The sequence below is a fragment of the Novibacillus thermophilus genome, from assembly GCF_002005165.1.
GTDB lineage: Bacteria > Bacillota > Bacilli > Thermoactinomycetales > Novibacillaceae > Novibacillus > Novibacillus thermophilus.
On the sequence record NZ_CP019699.1, the window covers coordinates 2,476,139 to 2,501,618 of the forward strand.

At 45.8% G+C, this 25,480-nt stretch carries 21 protein-coding genes, 4 pseudogenes and 1 riboswitch; of the genes and pseudogenes, 21 read left to right on the plus strand and 4 right to left on the minus strand.

Translation table 11 applies throughout. The features are described 5' to 3' along the window. Nucleotides 1-75: 75 nt before the first annotated feature. The 7 genes and pseudogenes from B0W44_RS12075 to B0W44_RS12105 all read left to right on the plus strand — a co-directional run bounded on the left by B0W44_RS12075 (nt 76) and on the right by B0W44_RS12105 (nt 7,926). Nucleotides 76-1,065: a LacI family DNA-binding transcriptional regulator gene (locus B0W44_RS12075; protein WP_077720254.1), complete on the plus strand. Its 990-nt coding sequence runs from the start codon at nt 76-78 to the stop codon at nt 1,063-1,065. A gap of 59 nt (nt 1,066-1,124) precedes the next feature. Then, complete coding sequence (locus B0W44_RS12080) at nt 1,125-2,426, plus strand: ABC transporter substrate-binding protein (RefSeq protein WP_077721372.1); 1,302 nt, start codon at nt 1,125-1,127, stop codon at nt 2,424-2,426. A 242-nt stretch (nt 2,427-2,668) separates the two neighbouring features. Then, nucleotides 2,669-3,910, plus strand: a complete 1,242-nt coding sequence (locus B0W44_RS12085) for a carbohydrate ABC transporter permease (RefSeq protein WP_077721373.1) — start codon at nt 2,669-2,671, stop codon at nt 3,908-3,910. A gap of 24 nt (nt 3,911-3,934) precedes the next feature. Beyond that, a pseudogene (locus B0W44_RS12090) lies at nt 3,935-4,761 on the plus strand (carbohydrate ABC transporter permease). 29 nt (nt 4,762-4,790) lie between these two features. Continuing rightward, a complete protein-coding gene (locus B0W44_RS12095) occupies nt 4,791-5,825 on the plus strand; it encodes a Gfo/Idh/MocA family protein (RefSeq protein WP_077720255.1) in 1,035 nt (344 codons plus the stop codon). Nucleotides 5,826-5,899: 74 nt separating this feature from the next. Next, nucleotides 5,900-6,961, plus strand: a complete 1,062-nt coding sequence (locus tag B0W44_RS12100) for a Gfo/Idh/MocA family protein (protein WP_077720256.1) — start codon at nt 5,900-5,902, stop codon at nt 6,959-6,961. After that, nucleotides 6,958-7,926 carry a sugar phosphate isomerase/epimerase family protein gene (locus tag B0W44_RS12105; RefSeq protein WP_077720257.1) on the plus strand — a complete coding sequence of 323 codons (969 nt, stop codon included), beginning with the start codon at nt 6,958-6,960 and terminating at the stop codon, nt 7,924-7,926. Before B0W44_RS12100 ends, B0W44_RS12105 begins: the two co-directional genes overlap by 4 nt. Nucleotides 7,927-8,059: 133 nt before the next feature. Here the strand turns inward: B0W44_RS12105 and B0W44_RS12110 are convergent. After that, a pseudogene (locus B0W44_RS12110) lies at nt 8,060-8,176 on the minus strand (response regulator transcription factor); the annotation flags it as partial. On the opposite strand from B0W44_RS12110, the gene B0W44_RS18925 reads away from it, so the two are divergent. The 3 genes from B0W44_RS18925 (at nt 8,174) to B0W44_RS12120 (ending at nt 10,944) form a co-directional block, all read left to right on the plus strand. Then, on the plus strand, nt 8,174-8,299 hold the full coding sequence (locus B0W44_RS18925) for a hypothetical protein (RefSeq protein WP_257788077.1): 126 nt from the start codon (nt 8,174-8,176) through the stop codon (nt 8,297-8,299). The pseudogene B0W44_RS12110 and the gene B0W44_RS18925 overlap by 3 nt on opposite strands. A 193-nt stretch (nt 8,300-8,492) precedes the next feature. Next, nucleotides 8,493-8,605, plus strand: a riboswitch (SAM riboswitch). 364 nt (nt 8,606-8,969) lie between these two features. Further along, a complete protein-coding gene (gene ssuE, locus B0W44_RS12115; protein WP_077720259.1) occupies nt 8,970-9,515 on the plus strand; it encodes an NADPH-dependent FMN reductase in 546 nt (181 codons plus the stop codon). Nucleotides 9,516-9,543: 28 nt separating this feature from the next. Next, nucleotides 9,544-10,944 (plus strand): LLM class flavin-dependent oxidoreductase, encoded by a 1,401-nt coding sequence (locus tag B0W44_RS12120; RefSeq protein ID WP_077720260.1) that lies wholly within the window; start codon nt 9,544-9,546, stop codon nt 10,942-10,944. 143 nt (nt 10,945-11,087) lie between these two features. Here the strand turns inward: B0W44_RS12120 and B0W44_RS12125 are convergent, their stop codons facing one another. Further along, nucleotides 11,088-12,008: an NAD(P)/FAD-dependent oxidoreductase gene (locus B0W44_RS12125; protein ID WP_077720261.1), complete on the minus strand. Its 921-nt coding sequence runs from the start codon at nt 12,006-12,008 to the stop codon at nt 11,088-11,090. 143 nt (nt 12,009-12,151) lie between these two features. Further along, nucleotides 12,152-12,553 (minus strand): Rrf2 family transcriptional regulator, encoded by a 402-nt coding sequence (locus tag B0W44_RS12130; RefSeq protein ID WP_077720262.1) that lies wholly within the window; start codon nt 12,551-12,553, stop codon nt 12,152-12,154. A 280-nt stretch (nt 12,554-12,833) separates the two neighbouring features. Here B0W44_RS12130 and B0W44_RS12135 point away from each other — a divergent pair, with 280 nt between their 5' ends. The 10 genes and pseudogenes from B0W44_RS12135 to gnd all read left to right on the plus strand — a co-directional run bounded on the left by B0W44_RS12135 (nt 12,834) and on the right by gnd (nt 24,018). Then, the gene (locus tag B0W44_RS12135; protein ID WP_077720263.1) at nt 12,834-14,111 is read left to right on the plus strand and encodes an extracellular solute-binding protein; all 1,278 of its coding nucleotides are present in this window, start codon (nt 12,834-12,836) and stop codon (nt 14,109-14,111) included. A gap of 54 nt (nt 14,112-14,165) precedes the next feature. Further along, nucleotides 14,166-15,041 carry a carbohydrate ABC transporter permease gene (locus tag B0W44_RS12140; RefSeq protein WP_077720264.1) on the plus strand — a complete coding sequence of 292 codons (876 nt, stop codon included), beginning with the start codon at nt 14,166-14,168 and terminating at the stop codon, nt 15,039-15,041. 12 nt (nt 15,042-15,053) lie between these two features. After that, entirely contained in the window at nt 15,054-15,857 is an 804-nt protein-coding gene (locus B0W44_RS12145) for a carbohydrate ABC transporter permease (RefSeq protein ID WP_077720265.1), read from the plus strand. A 7-nt stretch (nt 15,858-15,864) separates the two neighbouring features. Continuing rightward, nucleotides 15,865-17,622 carry a cache domain-containing sensor histidine kinase gene (locus tag B0W44_RS12150; protein ID WP_077720266.1) on the plus strand — a complete coding sequence of 586 codons (1,758 nt, stop codon included), beginning with the start codon at nt 15,865-15,867 and terminating at the stop codon, nt 17,620-17,622. 15 nt (nt 17,623-17,637) lie between these two features. Beyond that, entirely contained in the window at nt 17,638-18,717 is a 1,080-nt protein-coding gene (locus B0W44_RS12155) for a response regulator (protein ID WP_169835556.1), read from the plus strand. Continuing rightward, nucleotides 18,648-19,151, plus strand: a complete 504-nt coding sequence (locus B0W44_RS12160) for a helix-turn-helix domain-containing protein (RefSeq protein ID WP_077721374.1) — start codon at nt 18,648-18,650, stop codon at nt 19,149-19,151. The genes B0W44_RS12155 and B0W44_RS12160 overlap by 70 nt, the downstream gene beginning before the upstream one ends. 39 nt (nt 19,152-19,190) lie before the next feature. Next, nucleotides 19,191-20,629 (plus strand): annotated as a pseudogene (locus tag B0W44_RS12165) (glycoside hydrolase family 1 protein). Then, nucleotides 20,630-21,526, plus strand: a complete 897-nt coding sequence (locus tag B0W44_RS12170; protein ID WP_077720268.1) for an ROK family protein — start codon at nt 20,630-20,632, stop codon at nt 21,524-21,526. Nucleotides 21,527-21,549: 23 nt separating this feature from the next. Beyond that, entirely contained in the window at nt 21,550-23,088 is a 1,539-nt protein-coding gene (gene gntK, locus B0W44_RS12175; RefSeq protein ID WP_077721375.1) for a gluconokinase, read from the plus strand. Nucleotides 23,089-23,097: 9 nt separating this feature from the next. Next, nucleotides 23,098-24,018 (plus strand): phosphogluconate dehydrogenase (NAD(+)-dependent, decarboxylating), encoded by a 921-nt coding sequence (gnd, locus tag B0W44_RS12180; RefSeq protein WP_257788048.1) that lies wholly within the window; start codon nt 23,098-23,100, stop codon nt 24,016-24,018. Nucleotides 24,019-24,119: 101 nt separating this feature from the next. On the opposite strand, the gene B0W44_RS12185 is transcribed toward gnd, so the two are convergent. Next, complete coding sequence (locus B0W44_RS12185; protein ID WP_077720270.1) at nt 24,120-24,467, minus strand: UPF0236 family transposase-like protein; 348 nt, start codon at nt 24,465-24,467, stop codon at nt 24,120-24,122. 282 nt (nt 24,468-24,749) lie between these two features. Between B0W44_RS12185 and B0W44_RS12190 the strand changes: the two are divergent. Continuing rightward, nucleotides 24,750-25,460 (plus strand): annotated as a pseudogene (locus B0W44_RS12190) (AbrB family transcriptional regulator); the annotation flags it as partial. Nucleotides 25,461-25,480: the final 20 nt, after the last annotated feature.

A 25,480-nucleotide genomic window follows, 5' to 3' on the forward strand; every position in this document is an offset into this window, starting at 1 on the left:
GAGCAAAATGCGGTATGATTGAAATCGATTTCAGAAATCGATTTCAGATTGAGGCGATCAAGAGGTGTATACTCGTTGGCGACAATCGAAGACGTCGCAAAAATGACCGGTTTGTCACCGGCTACGGTATCGCGAGCGCTGAACAATCATCCGTACGTCTCAGAAGAGAAGAAGCGAATCGTACTGGAGGCCGCAGCGAAGTTAAACTATCACCCGAACGCTTCGGCGAAAAAGTTGAGAGAACAAAAAGCTGATACGATCGCCGTCATGATTCCGTGGTTGACAAACCCGTTTTTTGCTTACTTGCTGGAAGGGATCGACACGGTGGCGACAGAAAACGATCTACAGTTGTTAGTGTGTCAGACAAGAAACGATCCTCAAAAAGAACTCGGTTTTTTTACGTTGCTGCAAACAAAACAAGTGGACGGCATGATCCTGACTTCCGTCGAGAACAGTTGGGACACATTGTGTAATTACGTTGAATACGGTCCCATCGTCATGTGTAATGAGTACGACAAAAGGGCGGAGTTACCAGCTGTGTTCACGGATCAAACGTATGGTGGCTACGTTGGCACCCGGCATCTCATCGAGAGAGGACACACTAACATTGCATTTTGTCGGGGGAGAGCTGACAGCAATTTGGTCAGCGAAAGAGAACAGGGATTTAGAAAAGCGATGGAAGAGGAAAACATCCCGATTCGTGAAGCGTGGATGCTCAACGATGTGATGGACCTTGAAGACGGCAAGCGAGCAGTCAGAAAATTGCTGAACATGCGACACATGCCAACAGCTGTATTTACGGGCAGTGACCAAGTAGCTGCCGGTATGATTTTGGAAGCTCGCGCCCATGGATTACGCGTGCCAGAAGATATCGCTGTCATCGGGTTCGACGATCAACCGATTGCTGAAGTGACAGAGCCAGCACTGACGACGATTAAGCAACCGATTAAAGAGATGGGAAAAAAAGCGATGGAATTAATGCTTGACGCTGTCCTTCACAAGAAAAAGTGGGGGAAAGTCGGTATTGAACTGCCGTTAGACCTTATCGTCAGACGATCCACTTAAACGAAGCAATCTGAAATCGATTTCACAAATATTAAACGGAGGTGTTAGAAGTGAAAGTGATGCAAAGTGTTGCACTGTTGTTGCTCGTGATGACGTTGACAGCTTGCAGTACCGCGCAACAGACGCAAGGTGACGCAACGTCTGAGCAAGGAGAACAAGCGGAACAGGGAAGCGAAGATGAACAAGTGACGATCGTTTATTCACGCGGCAAAGATGACACGAAAGGCACTGAGAAGCTTGTCGAAGCATTTGAAGAGAAATATCCCAATATAAAAGTTGATGTCCGCGAGATGCCAACGGATACAGGGAAGCAGCATGACGCCTATGTAACCGCATTCAATGCCAGATCGAGTGAAATTGACGTGCTCGATATCGACGTCATCTGGCCGGCCGAGTTCGCACAAGCGGGCTATACGATGGAACTCGACCGCTTCATCGAACAAGATGGATTTGATTTAGCCCAATACAACGAGGGCGCCCTTGCCGCCGCCCAGTTTAACGGGAAGCAGTGGGCACTGCCGAAATTTATCGACGCCGGTCTGTTGTTCTACCGTAAAGATGTGGTTTCAGACGATGAAGTGCCGACTACTTGGGACGAGTTACAACAGTTAGCGAAGGAAAAGCAAGGAGAGAACGGAACGAAATTCGGGTACGCTTTTCAAGGAATGCAATACGAGGGGCTCGTTTGTAATGCGATCGAGTTTGTCGCTTCATACGGGGGAGCGATTATCGACGAAAATGGCGACGTCGTTGTGAACAGTCCGGAAACGATCAAAGGTCTAGAAAAGATGGTAGAGATCGCCAGATCTGATATAGTCCCCGACAACGTCACGACTTTCACTGAACCGGAAACGTATACGGCGTTTATCGAAGGTCAATCTGTCATTATACGCAACTGGCCGTACGTCTACGCCCTTGCCAACGATGAAGATCAATCGAAGATCGTCGGCAATGTCGGGGTGGCCCCACTTCCAGCCGGTGACAAAGGTTCGGCTGCCGCCCTTGGTGGGTGGATGACGGCCATAAACAAAAACTCTGAACATCCGAAAGAAGCTTGGGAGTTTCTAAAATTCGCGGCTGGGCCAGAGGGGCAAAAGATTAACGCGATTTACGGGGGACGCGCACCGGCTATCCCGGCGCTTTACGAAGATGAGGAAGTGCTTGAAGCGAATCCATTTTATGCGGAGGAAGGGTTTGTGAAAGCTTTGGAAAATGCTGTTCCGCGTCCCGTAGCGGCCAACTATCAAGAAATATCGGAAGTGATGCAAATTCATATTTCACAAGCGATGACTGGGCAAATCACGGTTGAGGAAGCCGTACAACGAATGGAAGCCGATATTGACGAAAAGCTCGTACAGTGACACTGGACGGACTGCATCTGGTAAATGGAGCGGTTGGCCTTCGTGTGGAGAACGTTAACCGCTCTTCAGAAAACGTCTTTGTTCCCCTATCGCCTCAGAAGGGAGTTGACGATGTGAACAACGGAGCGCCTGGCGTCAGCCACCGGTTGGCAACCGAAAAAAGGCTCTTTCCATTTGCAAGCCGTAAACGCAAAAAGGAAAAAAGTGATCAGAAGGCTGCTTTTTTTCTCATCGCACCGTCGATGACTCTCATATTTCTCGTCGCGGTTTGGCCTGTCATGCAATCGTTTTATTTCAGTTTGTTTGATTTACGCCTCAACGACCCGTCAAAGTCCTCAGTCAATTCGAGCTACAGTATCGATTTGGAACGGTACCTGAACAACGCGCCGTTTTTGCTTGGGGCACTCGGTCAAGCAGTGTCTGAAGATGAAACAGTGGCTGAGGAACTGACGGCGATTAAACAACAACTGCAGTCACTCGATGAAACGTTGCAATCTGACGCAAACGTAAAGGAAAAGTACGATGCGGTCAATGAAAAGCTGATCAATTTTGAAAATGTCAGTTCTGACCTTCAATTTGTCAAAGTGGACAAAGAGACGTCGGCGCAATACCTCGAAACGGTAGAGGTGATACAAAACCGTTTAGATGAACTACCGGAAGCACAATTACCGCAAAAAACGAAACTCGTTGGACTGGCATCTGGCATGAACGACGCGATCGTTCAGCCCAATTTCATCGGCCTCAGACATTATGAAAACAATTTTTCTGATCCACGTATGTGGAAAGCCCTTTGGAACACGACATTTTTCACAGTCGTTTCCGTCTTTTGCGAATTGCTGTTCGGACTTGGGATCGCCCTGCTTCTTCATAAAACGTTTTTCGGCCGTGGTCTCGTGCGGGCTACGATATTAATACCTTGGGCTGTTCCGACGGCTGTTTCTGCCTTAATGTGGAAATTTCTGTACGACGGTCAAAACGGTGTCGTGGCCCGCATTTTCGAACAAGTGGGGTTGATCAGTCGCATGTCCGACTTATTGACGACAGAGGCGGGGGCGATGTTTGCCGTCATTTTCTCCGACGTGTGGAAAACAACTCCTTACATGGCGCTGTTAATTTTAGCAGGTTTACAGACGATTCCACATACGTTGTATGAGGCAGCTGGGATCGACGGTGCAGGCAGATGGAAGCAATTTTTGATGATTACGCTACCGATGTTAAAGTCTAGCATCCTGGTTGCCCTGTTATTTCGCACATTGGATGCCTTTCGCGTGTTTGACCTCATCTTTGTGTTGACAGGTGGTGGACCGGGTAATGCCACAGAGACGATTTCCATCCTCGCTTACAAGGTCATGTTTTCACAGACGAATTTCGGGGAGGGATCGGCTTTGTCCGTCATCGTGTTTGTGTGCGTGGCGATAATTTCTGCGATTTATATCAAAATTCTCGGCAAAGATTTGTTAAGCGACGGAACGGCTAAGTCGTGACTGAATGGATTGGAGGGGAGCGGCATGAGAAAAAATGCGGGACCGTTCTTTTACATTTTCTTGACCGTGTTTGTGTTCGCGGTGATGTTTCCGTTTTTGTGGATGTTGGCCAGTTCCATTAAGCCGGCTACCGAATTGTTTGGTGAGACAGCGTTTAACCCGATAGCGAAAAACCCGACGCTCGCAAACTACGTGTCAGTTTTTTTGACTACCCGTTTCTACGCTACTTGTGGAACAGCACAGTCGTATCCTCAGTGACGACGATCTACACTGTCGTCGTCGCTGCTTTTGCCGCATATGCCGTCGCCCGGCTGCACTTTAGAGGAAAGAGTGTTATTTTAGGGATCGTGCTGTCGGTTTCGATGTTTCCACAAATCGCTGTCATTTCACCGATTTACATGTTTTTGAAAAATTTGGGTTTAACGAACTCGTATCTCGGGTTAATCATTCCGTATACGACGATTACGTTGCCGTTGTCGATTTGGATATTAGTGACCTTTTTTCGCAAAATCCCATTTGAACTGGAAGAGGCCGCTAAAATCGACGGGGCCAATTTAATGCAAACGCTGTGGAAAGTTATTTTTCCACTGGCGGTGCCGGGCGTCTTTACAACGGCGATCCTCGTTTTTATCGCCGCTTGGAACGAATTTTTGTTCTCCCTCACAATCAATACAGAAGAACATTACAAAACGGTTCCGGTTGGAATCGCCATGTTTCAAGGACAGTACACCATTCCGTGGGGAGAGATCACGGCTGCAACCGTCGTCGTGACCATTCCCCTTGTGTTGCTCGTCCTCGCTTTTCAACGGCGGATTGTTGCCGGATTGACCATGGGTTCCGTGAAGGAGTAAAGCTAACAAAGGGGTAGGAGGGTTTACGCATGAAAAAGTTGAAAATTGGCGTCATTGGATGCGGCAGTATCGCGCGCCAGCGTCATTTGCCTGAATATGCAGCTCATTCGCAAGCAGAAATCACGTCCGTTTGCGATATCGTCCTGGAGCGCAGCAGAGAGGTGGCTGAGCAGTACGGGGCTGTCCCCTTCACCCGTTACGAAGATCTGTTAGCCAGTGACGTCGATGCCGTCAGTGTGTGTACACCGAATTATTTACATGCTCCAGTGACGCTTGCGGCGTTGAACGCCGGCAAACACGTCTTGTGTGAGAAACCGATGGCGACGACAAAAGACGATGCCTTGAGCATGATGGAAGCGGCCGAAAAAAACGGAAAAAAACTGATGATCGCCCATAACCAGCGCTTCGTTCGTTCCCATGTAAAAGCTAAACAGTTACTCGAAAAAGGTGAAATAGGGAGAATTTACAGTTTTCGGACTACTTTTGGCCACGCTGGTCCGGAAAACTGGAGTATTGATGGTGGCGACAGTTGGTTCTTCCATAAACATGAGGCGTCCTTCGGGGCGTTGGGCGACCTCGGTGTGCACAAAGCGGATCTGATACGGTTTTTGCTAGGCGAAGAAGTGGTAGAAGTGGCTGCGTTTGTCGAAACGCTAGCGAAATCGCACGCGACAGTCGATGACAATGCGGTCTGTATATTAAAGACAGAAAGTGGGATTGTCGGTAGTCTGGCAGCGAGTTGGTCGTATGTGTCGGAAGAAGACAACACTACGATGATTTACGGGGAAAAGGCGATCCTGCGTCTAGAGGACGATCCCAATCACGCCCTCGTTGTACAGTACCACAACGGAGAAGTGGTCAAATACGCGCTAGGGAACATTCAGTCTAATGCTGCAGACGGACAGACCCAATCTCATGTCGTCGATGCATTCGTTCGGTGCATCGTCAACGACACCCCTCCTCCCGTCAGCGGACGAGAGGGACTGCGCGCATTGCACATTATTTTAGCCGCACTTGAATCAAACGAAAAAAAGCGAGTGATCCGACTAGACTATAGTTCGTAAACGGTGGTGCGCGAAAATGGTCGATCCGTTAAATGACCGATAACGGATACTTAAGGCAGATCGGAGTGTTCTAGATGAAAAAACTGCGGATGGGGTTGGTCGGCGCAGGACGTATCGCTACGGCTCGACACATCCCCGCTTATATGACGTTACCTCAGAAAGTAGATGTGACGGCGATTTGCGACATTCACGTCCAACGGGCAGAAGAAGTTGCGCGGGCTTACTCGATTCCACGCGTCTTTGAAGATTACCGCGACATGCTGAACGAGGTCGACGCTGTCACAATATGTACTCCGAACACCTTTCACGCTGACATCGCGATTGCCGCTTTGAAAGCGAATGTGCACGTGTTGAGTGAGAAGCCCATGGCTTTGACGACGAAAGAGTGCGCTTCCATGATCGCAGCGGCAAAACAAACCAAAAAAATATTGTCAATCGGTTACCACTACCGATTTATGAAACAATCGCAAGCTGCCAAAAAGCTGATGATGCACGGCGAAATCGGCCACCCCCTTGTCGTGAGGGTGCAGGCGCTGCGCCGCCGAAAAGTGCCGGGATGGGGGGTATTTACGCAAAAAGAGCTACAAGGTGGTGGTAGCTTGATCGACTACGGATGTCATCTTCTAGATTTGGCATTATGGCTGATCGGTCATCCGCAACCGCTAGAAATTATGGGAAGCACATACAACGCCTTGAGTAAAACGCCCGGACAAGTGAACGAGTGGGGGAAGATCGATTCCGAATCGTTTGACGTTGACGACCACGCGGTAGGATTTGTGAAGTTTGCCAACGACGTCACCTTGTTCATTGAATCGTCGTGGGCCGCGAACATTCGAGAAGATGTGGAAAGTTTGAGCATATCAGGTGACCGAGGTGGACTTGACGTATTTCCGCTTCAATTGAACTATACCAAGCATGGAATGTTGTTTAACACCGAATCCCCGTGGTTACCGGGTTGTGACGATCCAGGCCTGGCACAAGCGGAAAACTTCGTTTCTGCCTGTTTGGGGGAGGCGGACGTCATCGTCAAGCCAGAAGAAGCGATGGCTGTGTCACAGATTATTGAAGCGATTTATGAAAGTAGCGAATCAAGAAAAAGTGTCCAGTTCGAAAAAGGAAAGGAGATCTCACGGTGAAACTCGGTGTGTTCTCGGTGTTGTTGTCAGATCTATCATTTGAAGAAATGTTGGATTATGTGAAAGGAGCCGGCATATCTGCGGTAGAAATCGGTACAGGGAACAATCCTGGAGATGCGCATTGCCCGCTCGACACGTTGTTGGAGAACAAAGGTGAGCGGGAACGGTATTTGCGAGCCATTCAAACACGCGGGTTAACAATCAGCGCCTTCAGTTGTCATGGCAATCCGCTCTCGCCGAATAAGGACGTGGCGCAATCGTCTCACGACACGTTTGTGAAGACGGTCCGATTGGCTGAAATGATGGATGTTCCCGTCGTCAACTGTTTTTCGGGTACGGCAGGTGATCACGATGGAGCGAAATACGCGAATTGGCCGGTAGTCCCGTGGCCGACCGAGTACAGCGACGTACTGAAGTGGCAATGGGAAAAAAAGCTTATTCCGTACTGGAAACAGTGGGGACAGTTCGCACAGAACCACAATGTCAAAATCGGGTTGGAATTGCATGGCGGCTTTCTCGTCCACACACCTTATACACTGTTGAAACTGCGCGAGGCTACGTGCGAAGCTGTCGGGGCCAATTTAGATCCGAGTCACCTGTGGTGGCAAGGCATCGAACCGGTGGCAGCGATTAGGATATTGGGAGAAGCGAACGCGATCCATCATTTCCACGCCAAAGACACGTACATTGATCAAGATAACGTCAACATGCACGGTCTCACTGACATGCAACCGTACAGTCACGTAAAAACGAGGGCTTGGACGTTCCGCACCGTCGGCTACGGTCATGACTTGAAAGAATGGTCAGACATGATGAGTGCCTTACGCACGTACGGCTATGACTATGTCGTCAGTATTGAACACGAGGACCCGCTCATGTCCATCGAGGAAGGACTTACCCGTGCAGTCCGTAATTTGCAATCGATTCTCATGAAAGAGGAACCGACAGACATGTGGTGGGGGTGACACAGGTCGGGCCTTAGGCTCGACCTGTTGTACGCCCGCACCCCTTGAAGCAGAATGTTCCCGTTGAGACCAGAAGAAAAACAGTCGTTGACCAAGAATCTTATTTTCCCAACACCGACCAACTCGTTGTACGTCATGGTTCAATCCAGTGATGCTTCAGCGCATAAATCGCTGCTTGTGTGCGATCCTGTACCTTCATTTTACCGAGAATGTTTGTGATATACGTTTTAACGGTTTTTTCAGTGATGTGATTCAAGCTATATACGGATTAGCTGCCATCGGTTTGTTTGTTCTAATGACGATCATCATTTGGAAACTCAGACATGTCAGGCCAGCAGATACAACGCCTTATGAAGAAGTAACATCGTTTTAAAAAGGAATTCAACGTCTCAATGCAGAAATGGTCTGCTTGTGACCAGATCCGTTTCAAGCACTAGAGGTGACTTGCTGATGTTCAGGGAAAGGTATTTAGCTACCTTCATGAAAATTAAAAGTTGACAAAAAATGCTTGACAGACGATAAACCTTAAGCTACCATAAAAAGACCTAAAATTACATAACAAACATTCCTTATCAAGAGTCGGGGGAGGAACCTGGTCCGATGAACCCGCGGCAACCATTACTTGCCCAAAGTAAACGGTGCCAATTCCAGCAGACTGTGAAGGTCTGAAAGATGAGGAAGAGTTGATCGTTTGTTTATACAAAAACCTCTTCCGAATCGGAAGAGGTTTTAACTTTTCCGGGGTAAAGGGTGTTCGTGGGATGGAAACAGTTCGTTATTACGTTGTTTCCGTAAATCCTAGTATCAAAATTGGATAAGTTCATTTTAAGGGGGTGATCGATCGTCTTCTGTACTTACCATTCGAGCTAGGTAAATTAGTCACTGATTCGTTTAAGGCATTGAATGCGGTACAGAGCTTGAGCCAGTGCACTGTGAGTACAAATGGCATGCCACGTGTCGGATGCCCTAAGAACCCGTCTGTCTCTTGACGTCACGCGATTAGGAGCAGTCTATCACCAAAAAAATTTTAGGAGTGCAAGTTAATGAGCGACGTTATCACGATATCGGGAAGCCCATCTGAACATTCGAGATCAGAGTGTGTCCTGAAATTTCTCTGTTCTTTGATAGAACAGGAAGGACTGTCGACAATCCAAATTTCAGTTCGAAACTTAAAACCAGAAGATCTCGTCTACGCGCGGTATGACAGTCCGTCGATTGAGGACATAGCACTATCAATTAAAAACGCCAAGGGACTCATTGTCGGCTCCCCTGTCTACAAAGCGTCTTACTCGGGTGTGCTTAAAGCGTTATTTGATTTGCTTCCGCAGGATATTTTGAAACATAAGCCAACCCTTCCGATCATGGTTGGGGGGAGTTTGGCTCACTTGTTAGCCGTTGATTTTGCTTTAAAGCCGCTGCTAACTGCGTTAAAAGCGCAAAACTTACAAGGTGTTTACTTGCTCGACCAACAGATTGATCGTGAGAACGAAACAAACCCCATTGTCAATCAAGAGGTTTTGCAACGAGTAAAAAAAGAATTGTATTCGTTCATTCGGACCGTGAAAGAGCAAAAAGCTTTGGTCGTTTAGACGATGTTGTACCTGGAGGTCTGCTCAAATGAAAAAGCAGATTCATTTGAATGGTTTTACCCAAAATTCGGTTGCTCCTCATTCACCAGGATTGTGGAGACATCCGGCAGATCAAGGTTATCGACATGGGGATCTCTCCTACTGGATTGAGATGGCTCATCTTCTAGAACGCGGAAAGTTCGATGCTATCTTTCTGGCAGATGTAAGTGGTGTTTACGATGTATATCAAAACAGTTACAAACCGGCAATCCGTAACGCTGTCCAAGTTCCGCTTCACAATACCTTGCTTCAGATTTCTGCGATGGCTGCGAACACGCAATATTTGGGGTTTGCAGCGACTTATTCGGCTACTTATACACAACCGTACAAATTGGCGCGAGAGTTTTCCACGTTGGACCATTTGACGAAAGGACGTGTAGCCTGGAATATTGTGACCTCCTACTTGGAGAGCGAGGCGGTCAATCAGGGATTAAAGACCAGAATTGAACATGACAAACGTTATGAACGAGCAGAAGAGTATATGGATGTGGTCTATAAATTGTGGGAATACAGTTGGGAAGAAGATGCGGTCATGGCAGACGAGGAAATCGGCGTATATGCTGATCCTGAAAAAGTTCATCCCATTCAACATAAAGGGGAATACTTTAGCGTGCCCGGTATTCACCTAGTCGAACCTTCTCCACAAAGGACCCCCGTGTTGTTCCAAGCAGGCTCTTCTTCTAGGGGGCGCGACTTTGCGGCAAAACATGCAGAAGCTGTTTTTACGACGACCCAGAATACCATAGCGGAATTAAAAGCTTTTTCAACGGATATACGCAGCAGGGCTAAGAAGTTTGGTCGTCGTCCGGAAGATATCCTCATTTTTCCCGGGGTCGTCCCTATCGTGGGCGCTACCGAAGCAGAAGCAAAGGCCAAGTACGAGGAATTGAAACAGTATGTCAGTTATGAAGGAACACTCGCGCTTTTGTCGGGACATACGGGAGTTGATTTCTCCCATTATAATCCTGATGAATACGTTGAAAACTTGGAAACGAATGCATCTCGGGGTTTTCTCCATCAATATACTACTGTCAACCCAGAGAAGAAATGGACGGTGCGGGAAGCCGTTACACATCACGGTCTCGGTATCGGAGCCTGGAAAGTCGTTGGGACACCGGAACAAATAGCGGATCAGTTTGAGTCTATGGCGGTAGAAGGTGACGTTGACGGATTTAATATCATTCAAGCCATTTCCCCCGGAACATTCCGCGATTTTGTGGACTATGTCGTTCCGGAGCTGCAAAGCCGCGGGATTCATAGGACGGAGTATGAGGCAACAACTTTACGTGAAAACATGTTTGGAAAGGGCAGGGTTCGTTTACCTAGTAATCATCCAGCAAAAAGACTCGGTTCACATTTGTCCCGTGAGGCGGCGAAGTCAGTACGTTGAAGAGGATCACCCACCGACTGCGGTAAGCATCGGTGGGTGATTTATGCGACTTAACTTGTACCATTGTCCCACCGCACTTGATGATGGGGCACTTGTATTTTCCGACAACTCCATTCTAACCGAGGATTTTGAAATGGCTCGCTTTATGTTAATAGCGAAAATCTCTCATCCGTCATATCAGCATTTACAGCTACTCCCGCCTTATGACCTTCTGCAGCAGAAATTATTAACGAAGAAGGAGCGAATTGTGCGAACTCACCAGCGGCATAAATATTTTTTTGTGAGGTGCGCCCAAAATCATCTGTTACAATCTGTCCGTTCTCCTGTATTTCAATACCGAGGTGTTCAGCAAATTGATTAGGGCGATAAAATGATAGTTCAATAAACCCACCACTCCTTTTGATTTCCAAGCCTGAAGCAAACGCAACTTTTTCCAGGTATCCATTTTCTCCGTACAATTTTTGTATCGGTTCCGTGTTGACTACTATTCCTTTCCGCTCTAAATCGTCCTTTATAGGTTGAGATATTTCGTGACCGTTGGTTGCCACCAATAAATCCTCAGACCAATTGTGAATCAGCTTTCCCAAATGAAACGCCGCACCTTCGTGTTCTGCAATTAAAATGAGTGGTTGGTCTCTTAACTCCCATCCATCACAATACGGACAGCTAAATAAACTTTTTCCGTAATATTGACTTATTTCTGGAACTTGCGGGAATATTTCTCGTATCCCCGTGGCTAAAATTATTTTTTCCGCAAGGGACTGTCTGCCCTCAGACGTTGTAATCTTAAACAGTGCATCACTCGCTTGTTTTGTGACCTGTGTCACCGTTTCTCTAAAAAAATGAACGGACGGATACTTACTCAGCTCTTCGATTGCAATATTTTTGAACTCCGCTGGCTTAATGCCGTCTCGTGTCAAAAATCCATGGGATTCTTGCGTGACCCGGTTTCTGTTCGTCCCGTCATCAAATAGCGCGACATTTCTTCGCGATCTTCCAAGTATTAAACCTGCACTCAAACCGGCAGGTCCGGCACCTAAAATTGTACAATCAAAGACTTCCACTGTTGTCATCCTCCTCATTCAATGTTCAAGATAGTTTAATTGCAGACATTAAAACTCTATAAAGGCAACAAAGGTGCAAAAAATAAAGAACATCGATAAAAAAGAATTCATATCCACCACAATATACTTGAAAATAACCCAGATTAGAGGGTAGACGTTGCTTTCTTCGCAAGATCAGAAATTTTTTGCTTCTTCAATTGCTCCTCCATTTTTTCTTCTGCCGAAACCATGACCTTTTGAATCAAGCAATCCGGATTGTGGTTTAGGCAGCCTTCAAACAGGGACGCAGATCCTTCAATCGCGTGAATGATGTCTAGAAACGAAATGTCTTCCCAATTCGACTTTAGCTTGTATCCTCCATTGACACCGGAAGAGGACTCAATCATTCCTGCTTTGACGAGTTTCGTCAGGATTTTGGATAAATACGTAGGTGATACCTGAAGCCGTTCTGCCAACTGCAGCACATCCACACGTTGAGTGGGAGTGGTAGCGGCAAGATGGAGCATGGCGTGAAGGGCGTAGTTCGTCGCTTTAGAATACTTCACGTGATGTTCACCCCTTTCAAAGACTTTGTCTATCCATAATATCTTTTATGGAGGTATATGTCAAATATTTATGCTCCGTTAAAATGGCTTTCCAATAATGACCGATTGTGAAAGTTCAAACGTATTTAGAAACGTTCCCAATTAGGTGGAAGCCTTATTTTTGTATTGTTGTAAAGGGTTTCAAATATATTGGATGATTTTATAGTTTTATAGGATACAAATAAAGAAAATTAAACTGTTACACTATATGTGAGCGCTAACATTAAAGGGGGAAACCGTCATGAAGAGGTTAGGATTGATAATGTTAGGACTTTGGAGCATCGTCATTTTAGCTGCTTGCGGTAACGACAGCGAGGAGGCGTCTGCGGACGGTAACATTGAACTGACACTTTGGAACGACTGGACCGAAGACCGTCCTGAAAACACTGTTTATAAAGATATTATCGCCAAGTTCAATGAAGAGCATGAACGTATTGAGATCGTACTGGAAAGTATTCCCCACGACCAGTATGAAACAAAACTCAGAACGCAAGCGGCCGGAAATCAACTTCCGGATATGATGCGTGTGTGGCCGGGAGCTAGAACGGCTCCTCTTGCAGAAGGCGGCGCATTGCTTCCGCTTAATCCAATTATTGAACACTGGGATGGGGTGATCCCAGACGACATTTTACAAGATTATGCGGTGGATGGAAATTATTATGCGATACCGTCCAACATCAGTTTGACCAGTTTAATTTTTTACCACAAAGATATGTTAGAAGACGTTGGTTACGTGGAATTCCCCACGACCTACGAAGAGTTAAAGAAGTTAATACAAGATTTAAATGATCAAGGTATAACTCCCATAGCGCTTGGCAACAAGGCTGCCTGGCCATTGCAGTCTGTTTATATCTCCACTATCGCAGACCGATATACCGGCTCCGATTTTCTGGAAAACGCGTTAAACGACAATGGATCATTTGTTGATGATCAATTTATACAGGCTTTATCCGTCATTGATGAGTTAACGCGGTTAGGTGCATTTAATGAAGACATGAATACAATCGATGAAGCGCAGTCTAGAAACGAATTCATCAAAGGCTCCACAGCGATGCACTTTGCGGGGTCCTGGGCCATAGGTCCGATTTTAGACAGTGTTGAGAACACAGATAACATAGGTGTGGCACCGTTTCCAACATTTGAAGGTGGCGAAGGAGATGCGAGCAAAATTTCAGGTGTCGCGGGTGGCGGCATTGCGGTGAGCAGCAATCTAAGTGAAGAGGAGCAAGAAGCCGTCTTTGAATTTCTCAAGTATTACTATAGCGACGATCTGTTTCAACAACTTATACGAGCTAACATTGTGGTCCCGGCAGATGTAGAAATGGATGACAGCATCCCTCAAGTGTTCCAGGAGGCCAATAGTTTGGCTCAAGGGGGGCTGGCACCAGTGTATGATGCGACTTTGACACCGGAGTTAACCGACGTGATCAACAATGGTCTTCAATCGATAACGCTGGGCGAAAAAACAGCTGAAGCGTTAGCTGAAGACATGCAGAAGCAGTTGGAAGAAAGCAGATGAGTACGGGTTGCCTTTTTAGGCAACCTGTACACACTCTTCGGAGGAGAGGGGAACATGCATCTCGTCAACAGAAAAAGAGTAGCCATTGTTGTTGGCATACTGCCGGCTTTCACAATGTATGCTGTGTTTGCGATCTTTCCGATTATGCATTCCTTTTATTACGCCTTAATGAATTGGGACGGCTTTTCAAATATGACGTTTGTCGGACTCGACAACTTTAAGAAGTTATTTCAAGAACCGTTATTCTGGAATTCGGTTAAAAATAATATTTATGTCGTGTTAGCTTCTGTGTTAGGGCAAGTTCCAATTGCGTTATTTATTGCACTTTTACTCAACAGAAAATTAAAAGGCGCCAGGATATTCAGGACGGTTGGTTTCCTGCCCGTTGTTTTGTCTACAGTGATTATCTCTTTAACGTGGAGTCTTATTTATAACTCTCAAAACGGTATGCTGAATGGCCTGTTGAGGACTATCGGGTTAGAAGGATTGGCCCAAAATTGGTTAGGGGATACGCGGTGGGCATTGATGGCTGTTTTAGTTACGATTATTTGGCAATTTGTTGGCCTCTACCTCATTATTTTTTTGGCGGCGTTACAAAATATACCGGAAGAAATATTGGAAGTTGCTAAAATTGACGGCGCTTCCGAATGGGTCACGACTTGGAAAATCACAGTGCCAATGATTTGGGACACGATTATCGTCGCCGTCATGCTATGTATATCAGGCAGCTTGAAAACATTCGATTTAATTTATGTCATGACGAAAGGCGGGCCTGCCCACTCCACGGAAGTGATGGCGTTATATATGTTTAATGAGACATTCAACAAATTGAACTACGGTTACGGCAGTGCCGTGTCTGTATGTATTTTCATCTTTAGTCTGATTTTAATTCTGATGGTGACGAAACTGTTTGGCAGAAAAATGATGTAGGGGGGATTCGAAATGGCGAGATATCTTGTTTTGATTGTTTTTGCTTTAGTCAACGCTTATCCGATCGTTTGGATGATCATGAATTCCTTCAAGTCAGAAAGGGAGTTTGCTGTCAATCCGTTCGGTTTCCCAAAGGAGATGGTTTTGGAAAATTACGTTGATGCTTGGGAAATCGCTAATTTTGGGGTCTTGTTTAGAAACAGCGCATTTGTCGTTATGACGGCAACCGTTATAACCGTGCTCATTGGGGCGCTCGCGTCGTATTTTCTATCCAGGTTTGAATTTAAAACGAATAAGCTTCTATACACCTTTTTCATTTTTGGAATGTTAATCCCCATTCACGCAACATTAGTCCCCATGTTTATATTAATGCGAAATCTTGGATTATTGGATACGTCTGTAACATTGCTGTTTCCGTACACTGCCTTTCACTTGCCGATCACGATATTTATTTTGACGAGCTTCATGAAGGCTTTTCCGAAGGAGATAGAGGAATCGGCGATTATGGACGGCAGTGGCATCTTTCGCATTTTTTGGTCGATTATTTTGCCCATGTCGCGTCCGGCGTTAGCAACTGTCATTATTCTTAATTTTATATATAATTGGAATGAGTTTTCGTTTGCCTTGGTCCTCATTAACGAACCGTCTCTCCAAACACTTCCGCTGGGCCTTGCAAATTTTGCGGGTCAGTTTACGACGAACTACGGAGCGCAAATGGCTGGGCTGACGATGTCGTTAGTTCCGATCGTCGTGTTCTACTTATTTTTCGAGAAGAACATTGTCAAAGGGATGACAGCCGGTGCTGTAAAGGGGTAAGGGTGCCATGAGGCGGCACTGGGGATTGAGAAGAAAGTTTGTGATTTTGTTCCTCGTCTTCATCACTCTACCGACGGTTCTCTTTGGTTTTCGAGTCTATTATCAATCATCGGTATCGCTAAACAAGCAAGCGGAAAAGGATTTAGTTAGCAAACTGGAAAAGAATGAACAAATTCTTTTATCGATCATCAAGAACGTCGAAAGCATGACATCCTATATGATTTACGATCAGGATTTTCGAACCTTTTTTACAACAGCTGAAGAAGAGATGCACCGGCTAGAATATAAAAACGCAGTGAAAGGCATAAACGGGTACTTTACGTTTCAACTGATGTCCAATGAATACATCTCTTCTGTATATTTAGAGGGGAAAGACGGGCATTCGTTGAGATTCGGGGAACCGATTAAAGGGAATGAAGGGCGATTGGACCGTGTTGCAGAGGAGGGAGAAGGGGCCCCGGTTTGGAGTCATGCTTATCGGGTGACGAGTGACTGGGACGGTGAGAAATATTTAATCAGTGTATCCAGAATCGTCAATGACCTCAATCGAATTAATGATCCCATTGGAAAAGTGAGAATTCGTCTCGATTCGTCAAAACTGTTTAAGCACCTTGAAGCAAATGCGTCAACGCAAACAGGCCATTACTTTGTGGTCACCATGCAAGGAGATGTTGTCATTCACCACAATCCATCGTATGTGGGAAAGCGATATCCCGATCCTAAGCTGACGGACTGGGCAATCAACGGTGAACTGTCATCCTACAACTATGAAACAGATTCCGGTAACTATCTTGTTGTGAAAAAGAGGCTGGAAGGTACAAATTGGATCTCCGTTGCCGTCGTGGATGAAGGAGAATTGGTCAAAGAATTACACAATGTACAAGGTTCTGTAAGAAACATGGTGATCGTTCTCTTTCTATTAGGAATGGCGGGATTTGCATTTTTTTACCAGTCAAATGTAAAGCGCATCATCGCACTGACAACCCAAATCAAGCAAGTGGAAAATGCGAATTTTGCTGCCAGTGTCGATGTGAATTCTTCGGATGAAATCGGAAAACTCGGCATGCAGTTTAATAAAATGGTGCAAAACATCAAAAGATACATTGATTCAGAGTACAAACTTAAAATTAAACAAAAAGAATCTGAATTAAAAGCGCTTCAGAGCCAAATGGATCCACATTTTTTATACAATACACTGGACATGATTCGCTGGACGGCACGGTTGGAAAATGCGATGGAAACCGGACAGTTAATCGAGCAGCTTTCAAAAGTGTTTCGAATGAATGTGAAAAATGACAACATGTGGGTTCTGTTAGAAGACGAGCTGGCTTACATTCAAGCTTATCTCGAACTACAGAAAAGTCGTATGGGTGACCGGTTGGATTTCAGCATTGTGATGGACGATCGAGTGAAAGGACACCTGGTGATGAAGCAAATGCTGCAACCGCTTGTGGAAAACAGTATTCAGCATGGATTTAAACAGTTGCCCAGACAAGGGATGATTTACATACGATGCTATCAAGCTAATGCTCAACTATGGATTGACGTCATAGACAATGGTTGGGGATTTCAAACAGAGGATAAAACGAATGATCGACACACGGGATACGCTTTAAACAACCTAAAAGATCGGTTAAATATTGCTTTCGGAGAAAAATACGGACTCGTTCCGTTGGATACGAATGAAGGGGCGGCATATCGTCTGGTACTTCCTCTTCTGAATGAGGAAAAATTAAAGGAGATCCAAAAGGAAACAGGTGAATAGGCGATGTCTTTCAATATGTTAATCGTGGATGACGAACCTGTTATATGTCGTGGCTTAGAAAATACCATTCAGTGGGAACAGCACAATGTCAAAGTTGTGGATACCGCGCATGACGGTGAAGATGCGATCGAAAAAATACAACGCCACGCTCATGTTGACATTGTGATCACGGATGTAAAGATGCCAAATGTAGACGGTCTGCAATTGGCCTCTTTCCTCCATGAACGCTACCCTCAGATTCGCATGATTGTGATCAGCGGATACGATGAGTTTGCATATGCCCAGAAAGCGATCCAACTCGGTGTGAAAGACTATTTGTTAAAACCCGTCAATGTTGAGGAGCTCGTCCAAAAAGTCCGGGGACTCACGCGTGAAATAGCGGACGAACGGAAATTAAGAGCAGAGTTTCGGGAAACGAGTTTAAAGAACGCGATTTTCCAACAAATAGCTGACGTACCGGTACGATGCCCTCATCCGTTTCGCGCATGTGAAGATGTTAAAATTTATCCGTTTATAAGTGTGTTACAGGAATATATGCAGAAAATGAAGCACTTAAGTGATGACAAGATAAACGTACAAAAGATGCGCTGGAAAAACCTCATCGATACGACCCTGAACCAAAATGGATTTGAATCCGTATCCGTTTTTACAGGGGAAAATGTCTTACTTACATGTGTGAAAGTTGAAAACGAAGACCGTTTCCCAAAGAAAATCGTTTCGCTGTTGAAACAAGACTGGTTGACGTTCATATGGAGTGATGAGGTCATTCACCTCGCCCGCCTTAAGGCAAAAATGACAGAGTTGACAAGGGCGATAAATTATTTGCCTTTAGTAGAGGACGGAGAGATTGTTTTATCTAAATTTGAACGTGAACGACGACGTGTACCGACCTATCCTTACGACCTGGAAAAAAAGTTTGTCGATGAATTCTTGCAATTTGGAAGCGCGGGTTTGCGAGACCTATCGGATGAATTGTTTCGTTACTTCAGGTCACATAAATTTTTTCTGGAAGAGGTTGTTCAAGTATGCAGGGAGATTTTGATCAAGGTCATCAATCAATACGGGCCTCTGCTCGGGACAATGTGTACCCGTTAGATGTCCAGTACAAGCAGTTTGTGGATGTCCAGTTGTATAATTCTTACCGGCTTTTACAAGAATTGTTCGATGACGATGTGATGGCGATTACGAGCAAGCTGGACGAGAAAAAAGAGGATCAAAAGAATTGGATGATTGAAAGGGCTGAAGCGTATATACAGGAATACTATACATCAAACATTAAAGCGTATGAAGTTGCAGATGTGATCAATGTTTCGCCTAATTACTTCAGTTATTTATTTAAACAAAAGACGGGAAAAAAATTTAATGAATATGTCAATCAGCTAAGGGTTGAGGAAGCCAAATCACTCCTCGTCGAAACCCCTTTTAAGGTTAGTGAGATATCCGAGCAAGTCGGATTTCAGGAGTATAAGTACTTTGCAGAAGTATTCAAAAGTTTACTGGTATCACGCCCACGGCTTATCGCCATTTGATGTCAAAAAATGAACGAGTGAAGCAAGGAGGAACATAATATGGGAGAAATCAAGGTCAAAGTGCCGGAAGATTTTATGATGGGGCGGCGGCTTCCGCATGGCAAACAGAGGGATGGTCCGGAAAGAAAGATTTTCAAGATTCCTACTTGGATGTTTGGTACAAACATGACAAAAACGTGTGGCACAACGGATACGGGCCCGCAGTCGCGACAGACTTTTATCATCGTTACAAAGAAGACATACGGCACATGAAGGAGATCGGGCTCACCCATTTTAGAACATCCATCAATTGGTCCCGTTTCTTAGTCGATTATGAACATGCCGTAGTAGACGAAGAGTATGCGCGTTACGTCGACGATGTGATCCATGAACTGATTGAAAATGGTATCGAACCGATGATATGCCTTGAACACTATGAAATTCCGGCCGTTTTATTTGAGAAATACGGCGGTTGGGGCTCCAAACACGTCGTGGACTTATTCGTTCAATACGCGGAAAAAGTGTTTGAACGTTACGGTGACCGTGTGAAACATTGGTTCACCTTTAATGAACCGATTGTTGTTCAAACACGCGTATATTTAGATGCCGTTCGCTGGCCATTTGAGCAAAATACAAAAAAATGGATGCAATGGAACTACAACAAGAGCTTAGCCACTGCCCGGGTCGTGAAGTTGTTTAAAGCATTAGGTTTGCGAGAAAAGACAGGCGCTAAAATCGGTGTGATTTTAAACCCCGAGGTGACCTATGCGCGGTCTGTCGCCGAACATGACCAAGAAGCCGCGAGAATGTACGATTTATTTTTCAACCGCATCTTTTTAGACCCGTCGATCAAAGGAGAATATCCACAAGCGCTATTTGAGTTGATGGAAAAACACAGTATCGCGTTCGAGCATACGCCGGAAGAGTTGGACGTGATCAAAGAAAATACGGTTGATTATGTCGGGCTGAACCTTTACTTTCCACGTCGCGTAAAAGCCCGTTCATCGGCATGGAATGAAAACACCCCTTTTCATCCGGAGTACTATTACGAACAGTTTGATCTTCCCGGCAAAAAAATGAACCCTTATCGCGGTTGGGAAATTTATCCGAAAATCATGTACGATATGGCCATGCGGATGAAAGAAGAGTACGGCAACATCGAGTGGTTTATTGCAGAAAACGGCATGGGGGTAGAGGACGAACAAAGATTCAAAAATGACGATCAGGTGATTCAAGATGATTACCGAATCGAATTTATTCGTGAACATTTAACGTGGCTTTTAAGAGCTGTTGAAGCGGGCGTGAATTGTAAGGGCTATATGCTGTGGGCTTTTACAGACAACGTTTCACCGATGAACGCTTTTAAAAACCGGTACGGTTTAGTGGAGATCGATTTAGAAAATAATCTGAAACGGTCATTCAAGAAATCGGCATACTGGTATAAACAATTAATAGAAACGAGACAGTTTGATGCGACTAACGACGATCAGGTGAAATAAATGAAATCTTACTTGGCTGTTGACATCGGCGGAACGTTTGTAAAGAGTGGCATGGTTCGAGAAAACGGCGAAATAGTTGCAACTCATAAGGTCAAAACGCCTAAAACGCTCGATGACTTATTGCATACCATTCAGGCGTTTTGTCATTCCCGCCCAGGTGTTGCTGGGATTGCGATAAGTTGTCCCGGAGCTGTATCAGACGATGGAGTCGTTTATGGATCTTCTGCGATCCCGTATATACACGGACCAAGTGTGAAGAAATTAGTGGAACGCCGAACAGCACTACCTGTTTTTGTCGAAAACGATGCCAACTGTGCAGGCTATGCGGAAATGTGGAAAGGATCTGCCAGAGGGAAAAAAGACGTTCTTGTGATGGTGATTGGCACTGGGATAGGCGGGTCCGTATTCAAAAATGGGTTACTGCACAAAGGAGCGAATTTACACGGCGGGGAATTTGGCTACATGCTCTTGACCCCCGATGTTCAAGACAGTAACGACGTATGGTCCAGAGTGGCTTCCACTAAAGCACTGGTCAGAAAAGTAGCGAAGATGAAACAGATGAACCCCGATTCCATATTGGGAGAAGACATTTTTAAGATGGCCGAATCAGGTGATCAGGCTTGTATTCAAGCTATAGACGCATTTTATCATCTTTTAGCTGTCGGGATTTACAATTTGCAGTATATTTACGATCCCGAAATCATATTAATCGGCGGGGGAATTAGTGCAAAGGAAGATTTGATAGACGAAATAGATGAAAGACTCGATAGAATTTTAGAGAAGATTGACTTGGCAAAAGTCAAACCTAAAATAGAACCGTGCAAATTTCGGCAAAATGCAAATTTGTTAGGAGCCGTTTACGGATTTATGTTGGAGCATCAGAATAGAGAGCTGTAAGGAGTGGAGTGAAATTGGCGTACGTGATCGGGGTTGATATCGGCACGACAAGTACGAAATCGATCGTGTTTGATCTCGAGGGAAAGATTGTCGGGCGGTATCTGGTTGATTATCCGCTTTACACGCCGGAGCCCGGGGCGGCTGAGCACAATCCAGATGAAGTTTTTGATGCTGTTACGAAGACGATTGCCCAATCCATTCACAAAGCCGGAATCGACCCCCGACACATACGGTGTGTCTCGTTCAGCTCCGCCATGCACACACTGATCGGGGTAGACGACCATGGCCAGCCGCTGACTGGCTGTCTCTCGTTTGCTGACACCCGCAGCTTCGCCCAGACACGACACATCCGCGAGCACCTAAACGGTCACGCCCTTTACCTTCGCACTGGAACACCTTTGCATCCGATGGCGCCACTCTCCAAGTTGCGCTGGTTACGCAACGAACGCGGTGATATTTTTAACCGTGTTTACAAGTTTGTCTCGATCAAGGAATATGTGTTGGCACGGCTGTTTAATCAATACGTCGTCGATTACTCCATTGCGTCTGCCACGGGCCTCTTCAATTGGCAGCAGTTCGCCTGGGATCAGGAAGCGCTACGTGTGGCAGGGGTGAAGGAGGCGCAACTTTCAACCCCACGACCACCTACCCACATGTTGACTGGCTTGGACCGAGCATGGGCTGATACACTGAACTTACCCGTCAATGTTCCGTTTGTCATAGGGTCGAGTGACGGTGTACTGTCCAATATTGGTCTCGGTGCCGTTCGTCCCGGTGTCATGGCGGCCACCATCGGAACCAGTGGCGCGGTCAGAAGGATGGTCCATCACCCTATGATTGACCCGGAGGGGCGCCTTTTCTGTTACGCCTTAACGGAAGATCGCTGGGTGATCGGAGGGCCTGTTAACAACGGGGGACTTGCGTTTCGCTGGGTACGCGATGAACTTGGAGAAGCAGAAGTTGCCACCGCAAAACGATTGGGAAAAGATCTGTATGAAGTGTTGACAGAGGTTGCCGAAAGGGTGCCTCCGGGCTCGGAAGGGTTGATCTTTCTTCCTTTTCTGACAGGTGAACGGGCACCGTACTGGAACGCAAACGCCCGCGGCATGTTTTTCGGATTATCGCTGAATCACCGCAAAGAACACATGATTCGCTCTGTTTTAGAAGGCGTCATCTACAGTATGTACAGTGTCGCACTCGCGTTAGAGAGTCTCGCGGGCGAGGCAAAAGAAATTCGTGCGTCGGGCGGATTTTCCAGATCGCCCCTGTGGCGGCAAATATTAGCTGACGTGTTTGGTAACGAAGTGACGATTCCCGTCCATTACGAAAGCACATGCCTCGGGGCGGCAATACTGGGGATGTGGGCTCTCGGAGAAATTGACTCTTTTGAAGAGGCTCAAGATCTAGCCGGAGCGGTGAACCGTCACAGACCGATTGTGGAAAACGTGAACACTTATCGAAAGTTAATGGCGATCTACCGCCGTGTTTACGATCATTTGTTAGACGAGTTTGAGGCGATCGCAGAGTTTCAAAGAAGCGTTGGTAGACACGGAACCAATTGAACTATAAAGATGTTGAAGGAGAGATCCTGTATGCAGATTGGACTAATCGGTTTAGGGAAAATGGGGTATAATCTTGGGCTCAACTTGTTAGAACATGATTACGAGGTTGTAGCCTACGATGTCAAAGAGGACCGAGTCCATGCTCTTGTTTCCGAGGGCGCCAAAGGGGCTTTTCAGGTGTCAGAGTTGGTGGCTACTCTGAGCAATCCCCGCGTGGTGTGGTTGATGGTGCCTGCGGGAGAGGCTGTTGACCGTATTTTGCACGATATATTGCCTTTAATGGAGAAGGGTGACATCTTGATTGACGGGGGGAATTCCCATTACAAAGACTCCATCGCCCGCTACCATCGAGCACGAGAGAAAGGCGTCCGCTACTTTGATGTGGGAACGAGTGGCGGAGTATCAGGAGCCCGGAACGGTGCCTGTTTGATGATCGGCGGTGACGCTGATGTCTTTCCCACAATTGAACCCATTTTTGCCGACATCAGTGTCCAAAACGGTTACTATTTCGCAGGTGGCATAGGAAGCGGGCATTTCTTGAAAATGATACACAACGGGATTGAATACGGAATGATGCAGGCGATTGCCGAGGGGTTTGAGTTGCTGGAGAGAAGCCCGTTTGACTACGACTACAGAAACGTGGCCAAAGTATGGAGTCACGGATCGGTCATTCGCGGTTGGTTAATGGAACTGACAGAAAAGGCCTTTGCTAAAGAACCGCGCTTGGAAAGTATTAAAGGGGTCATGCATTCGTCCGGTGAAGGAAAGTGGGCGGTGGAAACGGCGCTGGATGTACAAGCATGTGCTCCCGTTATCGCGCTGTCTCTCATGATGCGCTATCGCTCGCTCGAAGACGACACCTTCGCGGGTAAAGTCGTAGCAGCTCTACGAAAGGAATTCGGAGGACATGATGTGGAAAAACACGAGTAAATGAGGAACAAGTCCAAAATTGTGTGTAAATTATCTCCATAAGCCGGCGAGGCGCTTTGTCACCTCTGACGCCAATCGGTAAGTCATCCCCGGAGCGGTCGCTAACTCCGCCCCAGTATCATGACGTCAGGACTGTATCTTTTACGAGGTTTTAATCCTATCGCCTCATCAACCGGATAATGCGCGTTGCCGTTTTTGTCATACATTAAGTGGCGTCGGTAGGTCACTGGCCCAAAGAAACAGGTGAACTGGCGCTGATCACGCCGCTCACTTTTCCAACCGTAATAGGTCTTGTAATACGCCACCAGGGCCTGATCCAGTTGCTCCAAAAACTCCCCCAACTGATCCGCAATGATGCCCATCATTTTCACACGTAGGGTTTCCCAAAAGGACAACATGTCTGAAGACTGTTCTAAAATAGATGCGATTTCTGGTATAATTGGTTTCAAGGAAGACCTCTCCTTTCGTCACGGTTAGGAGTCATGTTTAGGTCTTCCTTTTCTGCATTTTTCCTCAGAAATTCTGCTAAGCCCCTTCGAGTGAAATTTTATACATACTTGTATTCATAACGTGCGTCTGTTTTTATTATTTGAATGTCCCTGCTGGATGGCTGTTAGGGTCACTATGTGCGAGTATTATCTACAATTTATTCGTGAGTCCGAGGAAACCTAATAAGCGATTATTCACTTTTGCGTTATGTTTGATCGGTTTAACACTCGGATCTCTGGCAAGCTGCTCACCGTTTGATTTTTCCTATAATGGTTGGGCTGTTTTTAACTTTAGCAGGAGGGTGGACTCTTGGGCACATTTTATTTCGCTTTTCTAAACTAGATAGAAAAACAGCTTTTTTTTCGTTTATTCCGGGAGGAGCTTCCGAAGTTTTAGGATTGGCAAGTAAACAAGGGGCTAATGTGCCAATAGTAGCTACTTTTCATACAGCCAGAATATTACTTTTTGTAACTATTCTACCTTTTTTAGCAGGTAATGGGGGCGAAAACCCTTTTCCGTCATCTTTAGTAGTGGACGTTATTCTAAAAATAGATGATTTAATTGTGATGTTTTGTTTGGTAACGGTCGCTTTAACATTTAACTATTTGAAATCATTTCCTGCTGGGCCGCTTTTCTATTCGACATTGCTTGCATTGATTTGGAATTTTGGAGGGTCGTTTGAGATGCCTGTATTGGCGACAGGTATTGGTCAAATGTTAATAGGAGTTAACATAGGCCTCAAATTTAATCGAGAAACATTCAAAACATTAAAGTCGATAGGAGTGCTTGGAATTTCGTCTTTGTTATTAATGGTTTCTTTAAGTATTACGGTAGGGTATATTTTTTCCATGTGGACGCAAGTGGATTTTTGGAGTTCTGTTTTAGGATGGGCACCGGCTGGAGTCTGCAGTAATCATGCTTCAGTTTATACGGCTTTATACAGTTTTTTTTAGTTTACCACTAGTGAGTTTGT

Excerpts from the sequence above, each read along its gene's own strand:
- B0W44_RS12160 (WP_077721374.1), top strand. The coding sequence starts at position 18,648 with ATGCAGGGAGATTTTGATCAAGGTCATCAATCAATACGGGCCTCTGCT.
- B0W44_RS12095 (WP_077720255.1), top strand. The coding sequence starts at position 4,791 with ATGAAAAAGTTGAAAATTGGCGTCATTGGATGCGGCAGTATCGCGCGC.
- B0W44_RS12120 (WP_077720260.1), top strand. The coding sequence starts at position 9,544 with ATGAAAAAGCAGATTCATTTGAATGGTTTTACCCAAAATTCGGTTGCT.
- B0W44_RS12135 (WP_077720263.1), top strand. The coding sequence starts at position 12,834 with ATGAAGAGGTTAGGATTGATAATGTTAGGACTTTGGAGCATCGTCATT.
- B0W44_RS12145 (WP_077720265.1), top strand. The coding sequence starts at position 15,054 with ATGGCGAGATATCTTGTTTTGATTGTTTTTGCTTTAGTCAACGCTTAT.
- B0W44_RS12170 (WP_077720268.1), top strand. The coding sequence starts at position 20,630 with ATGAAATCTTACTTGGCTGTTGACATCGGCGGAACGTTTGTAAAGAGT.
- B0W44_RS12150 (WP_077720266.1), top strand. The coding sequence starts at position 15,865 with ATGAGGCGGCACTGGGGATTGAGAAGAAAGTTTGTGATTTTGTTCCTC.
- ssuE (WP_077720259.1), top strand. The coding sequence starts at position 8,970 with ATGAGCGACGTTATCACGATATCGGGAAGCCCATCTGAACATTCGAGA.
- B0W44_RS12100 (WP_077720256.1), top strand. The coding sequence starts at position 5,900 with ATGAAAAAACTGCGGATGGGGTTGGTCGGCGCAGGACGTATCGCTACG.
- B0W44_RS12155 (WP_169835556.1), top strand. The coding sequence starts at position 17,638 with ATGTTAATCGTGGATGACGAACCTGTTATATGTCGTGGCTTAGAAAAT.
- gnd (WP_257788048.1), top strand. The coding sequence starts at position 23,098 with ATGTTGAAGGAGAGATCCTGTATGCAGATTGGACTAATCGGTTTAGGG.
- B0W44_RS12080 (WP_077721372.1), top strand. The coding sequence starts at position 1,125 with ATGCAAAGTGTTGCACTGTTGTTGCTCGTGATGACGTTGACAGCTTGC.
- B0W44_RS12085 (WP_077721373.1), top strand. The coding sequence starts at position 2,669 with ATGACTCTCATATTTCTCGTCGCGGTTTGGCCTGTCATGCAATCGTTT.
- B0W44_RS12140 (WP_077720264.1), top strand. The coding sequence starts at position 14,166 with ATGCATCTCGTCAACAGAAAAAGAGTAGCCATTGTTGTTGGCATACTG.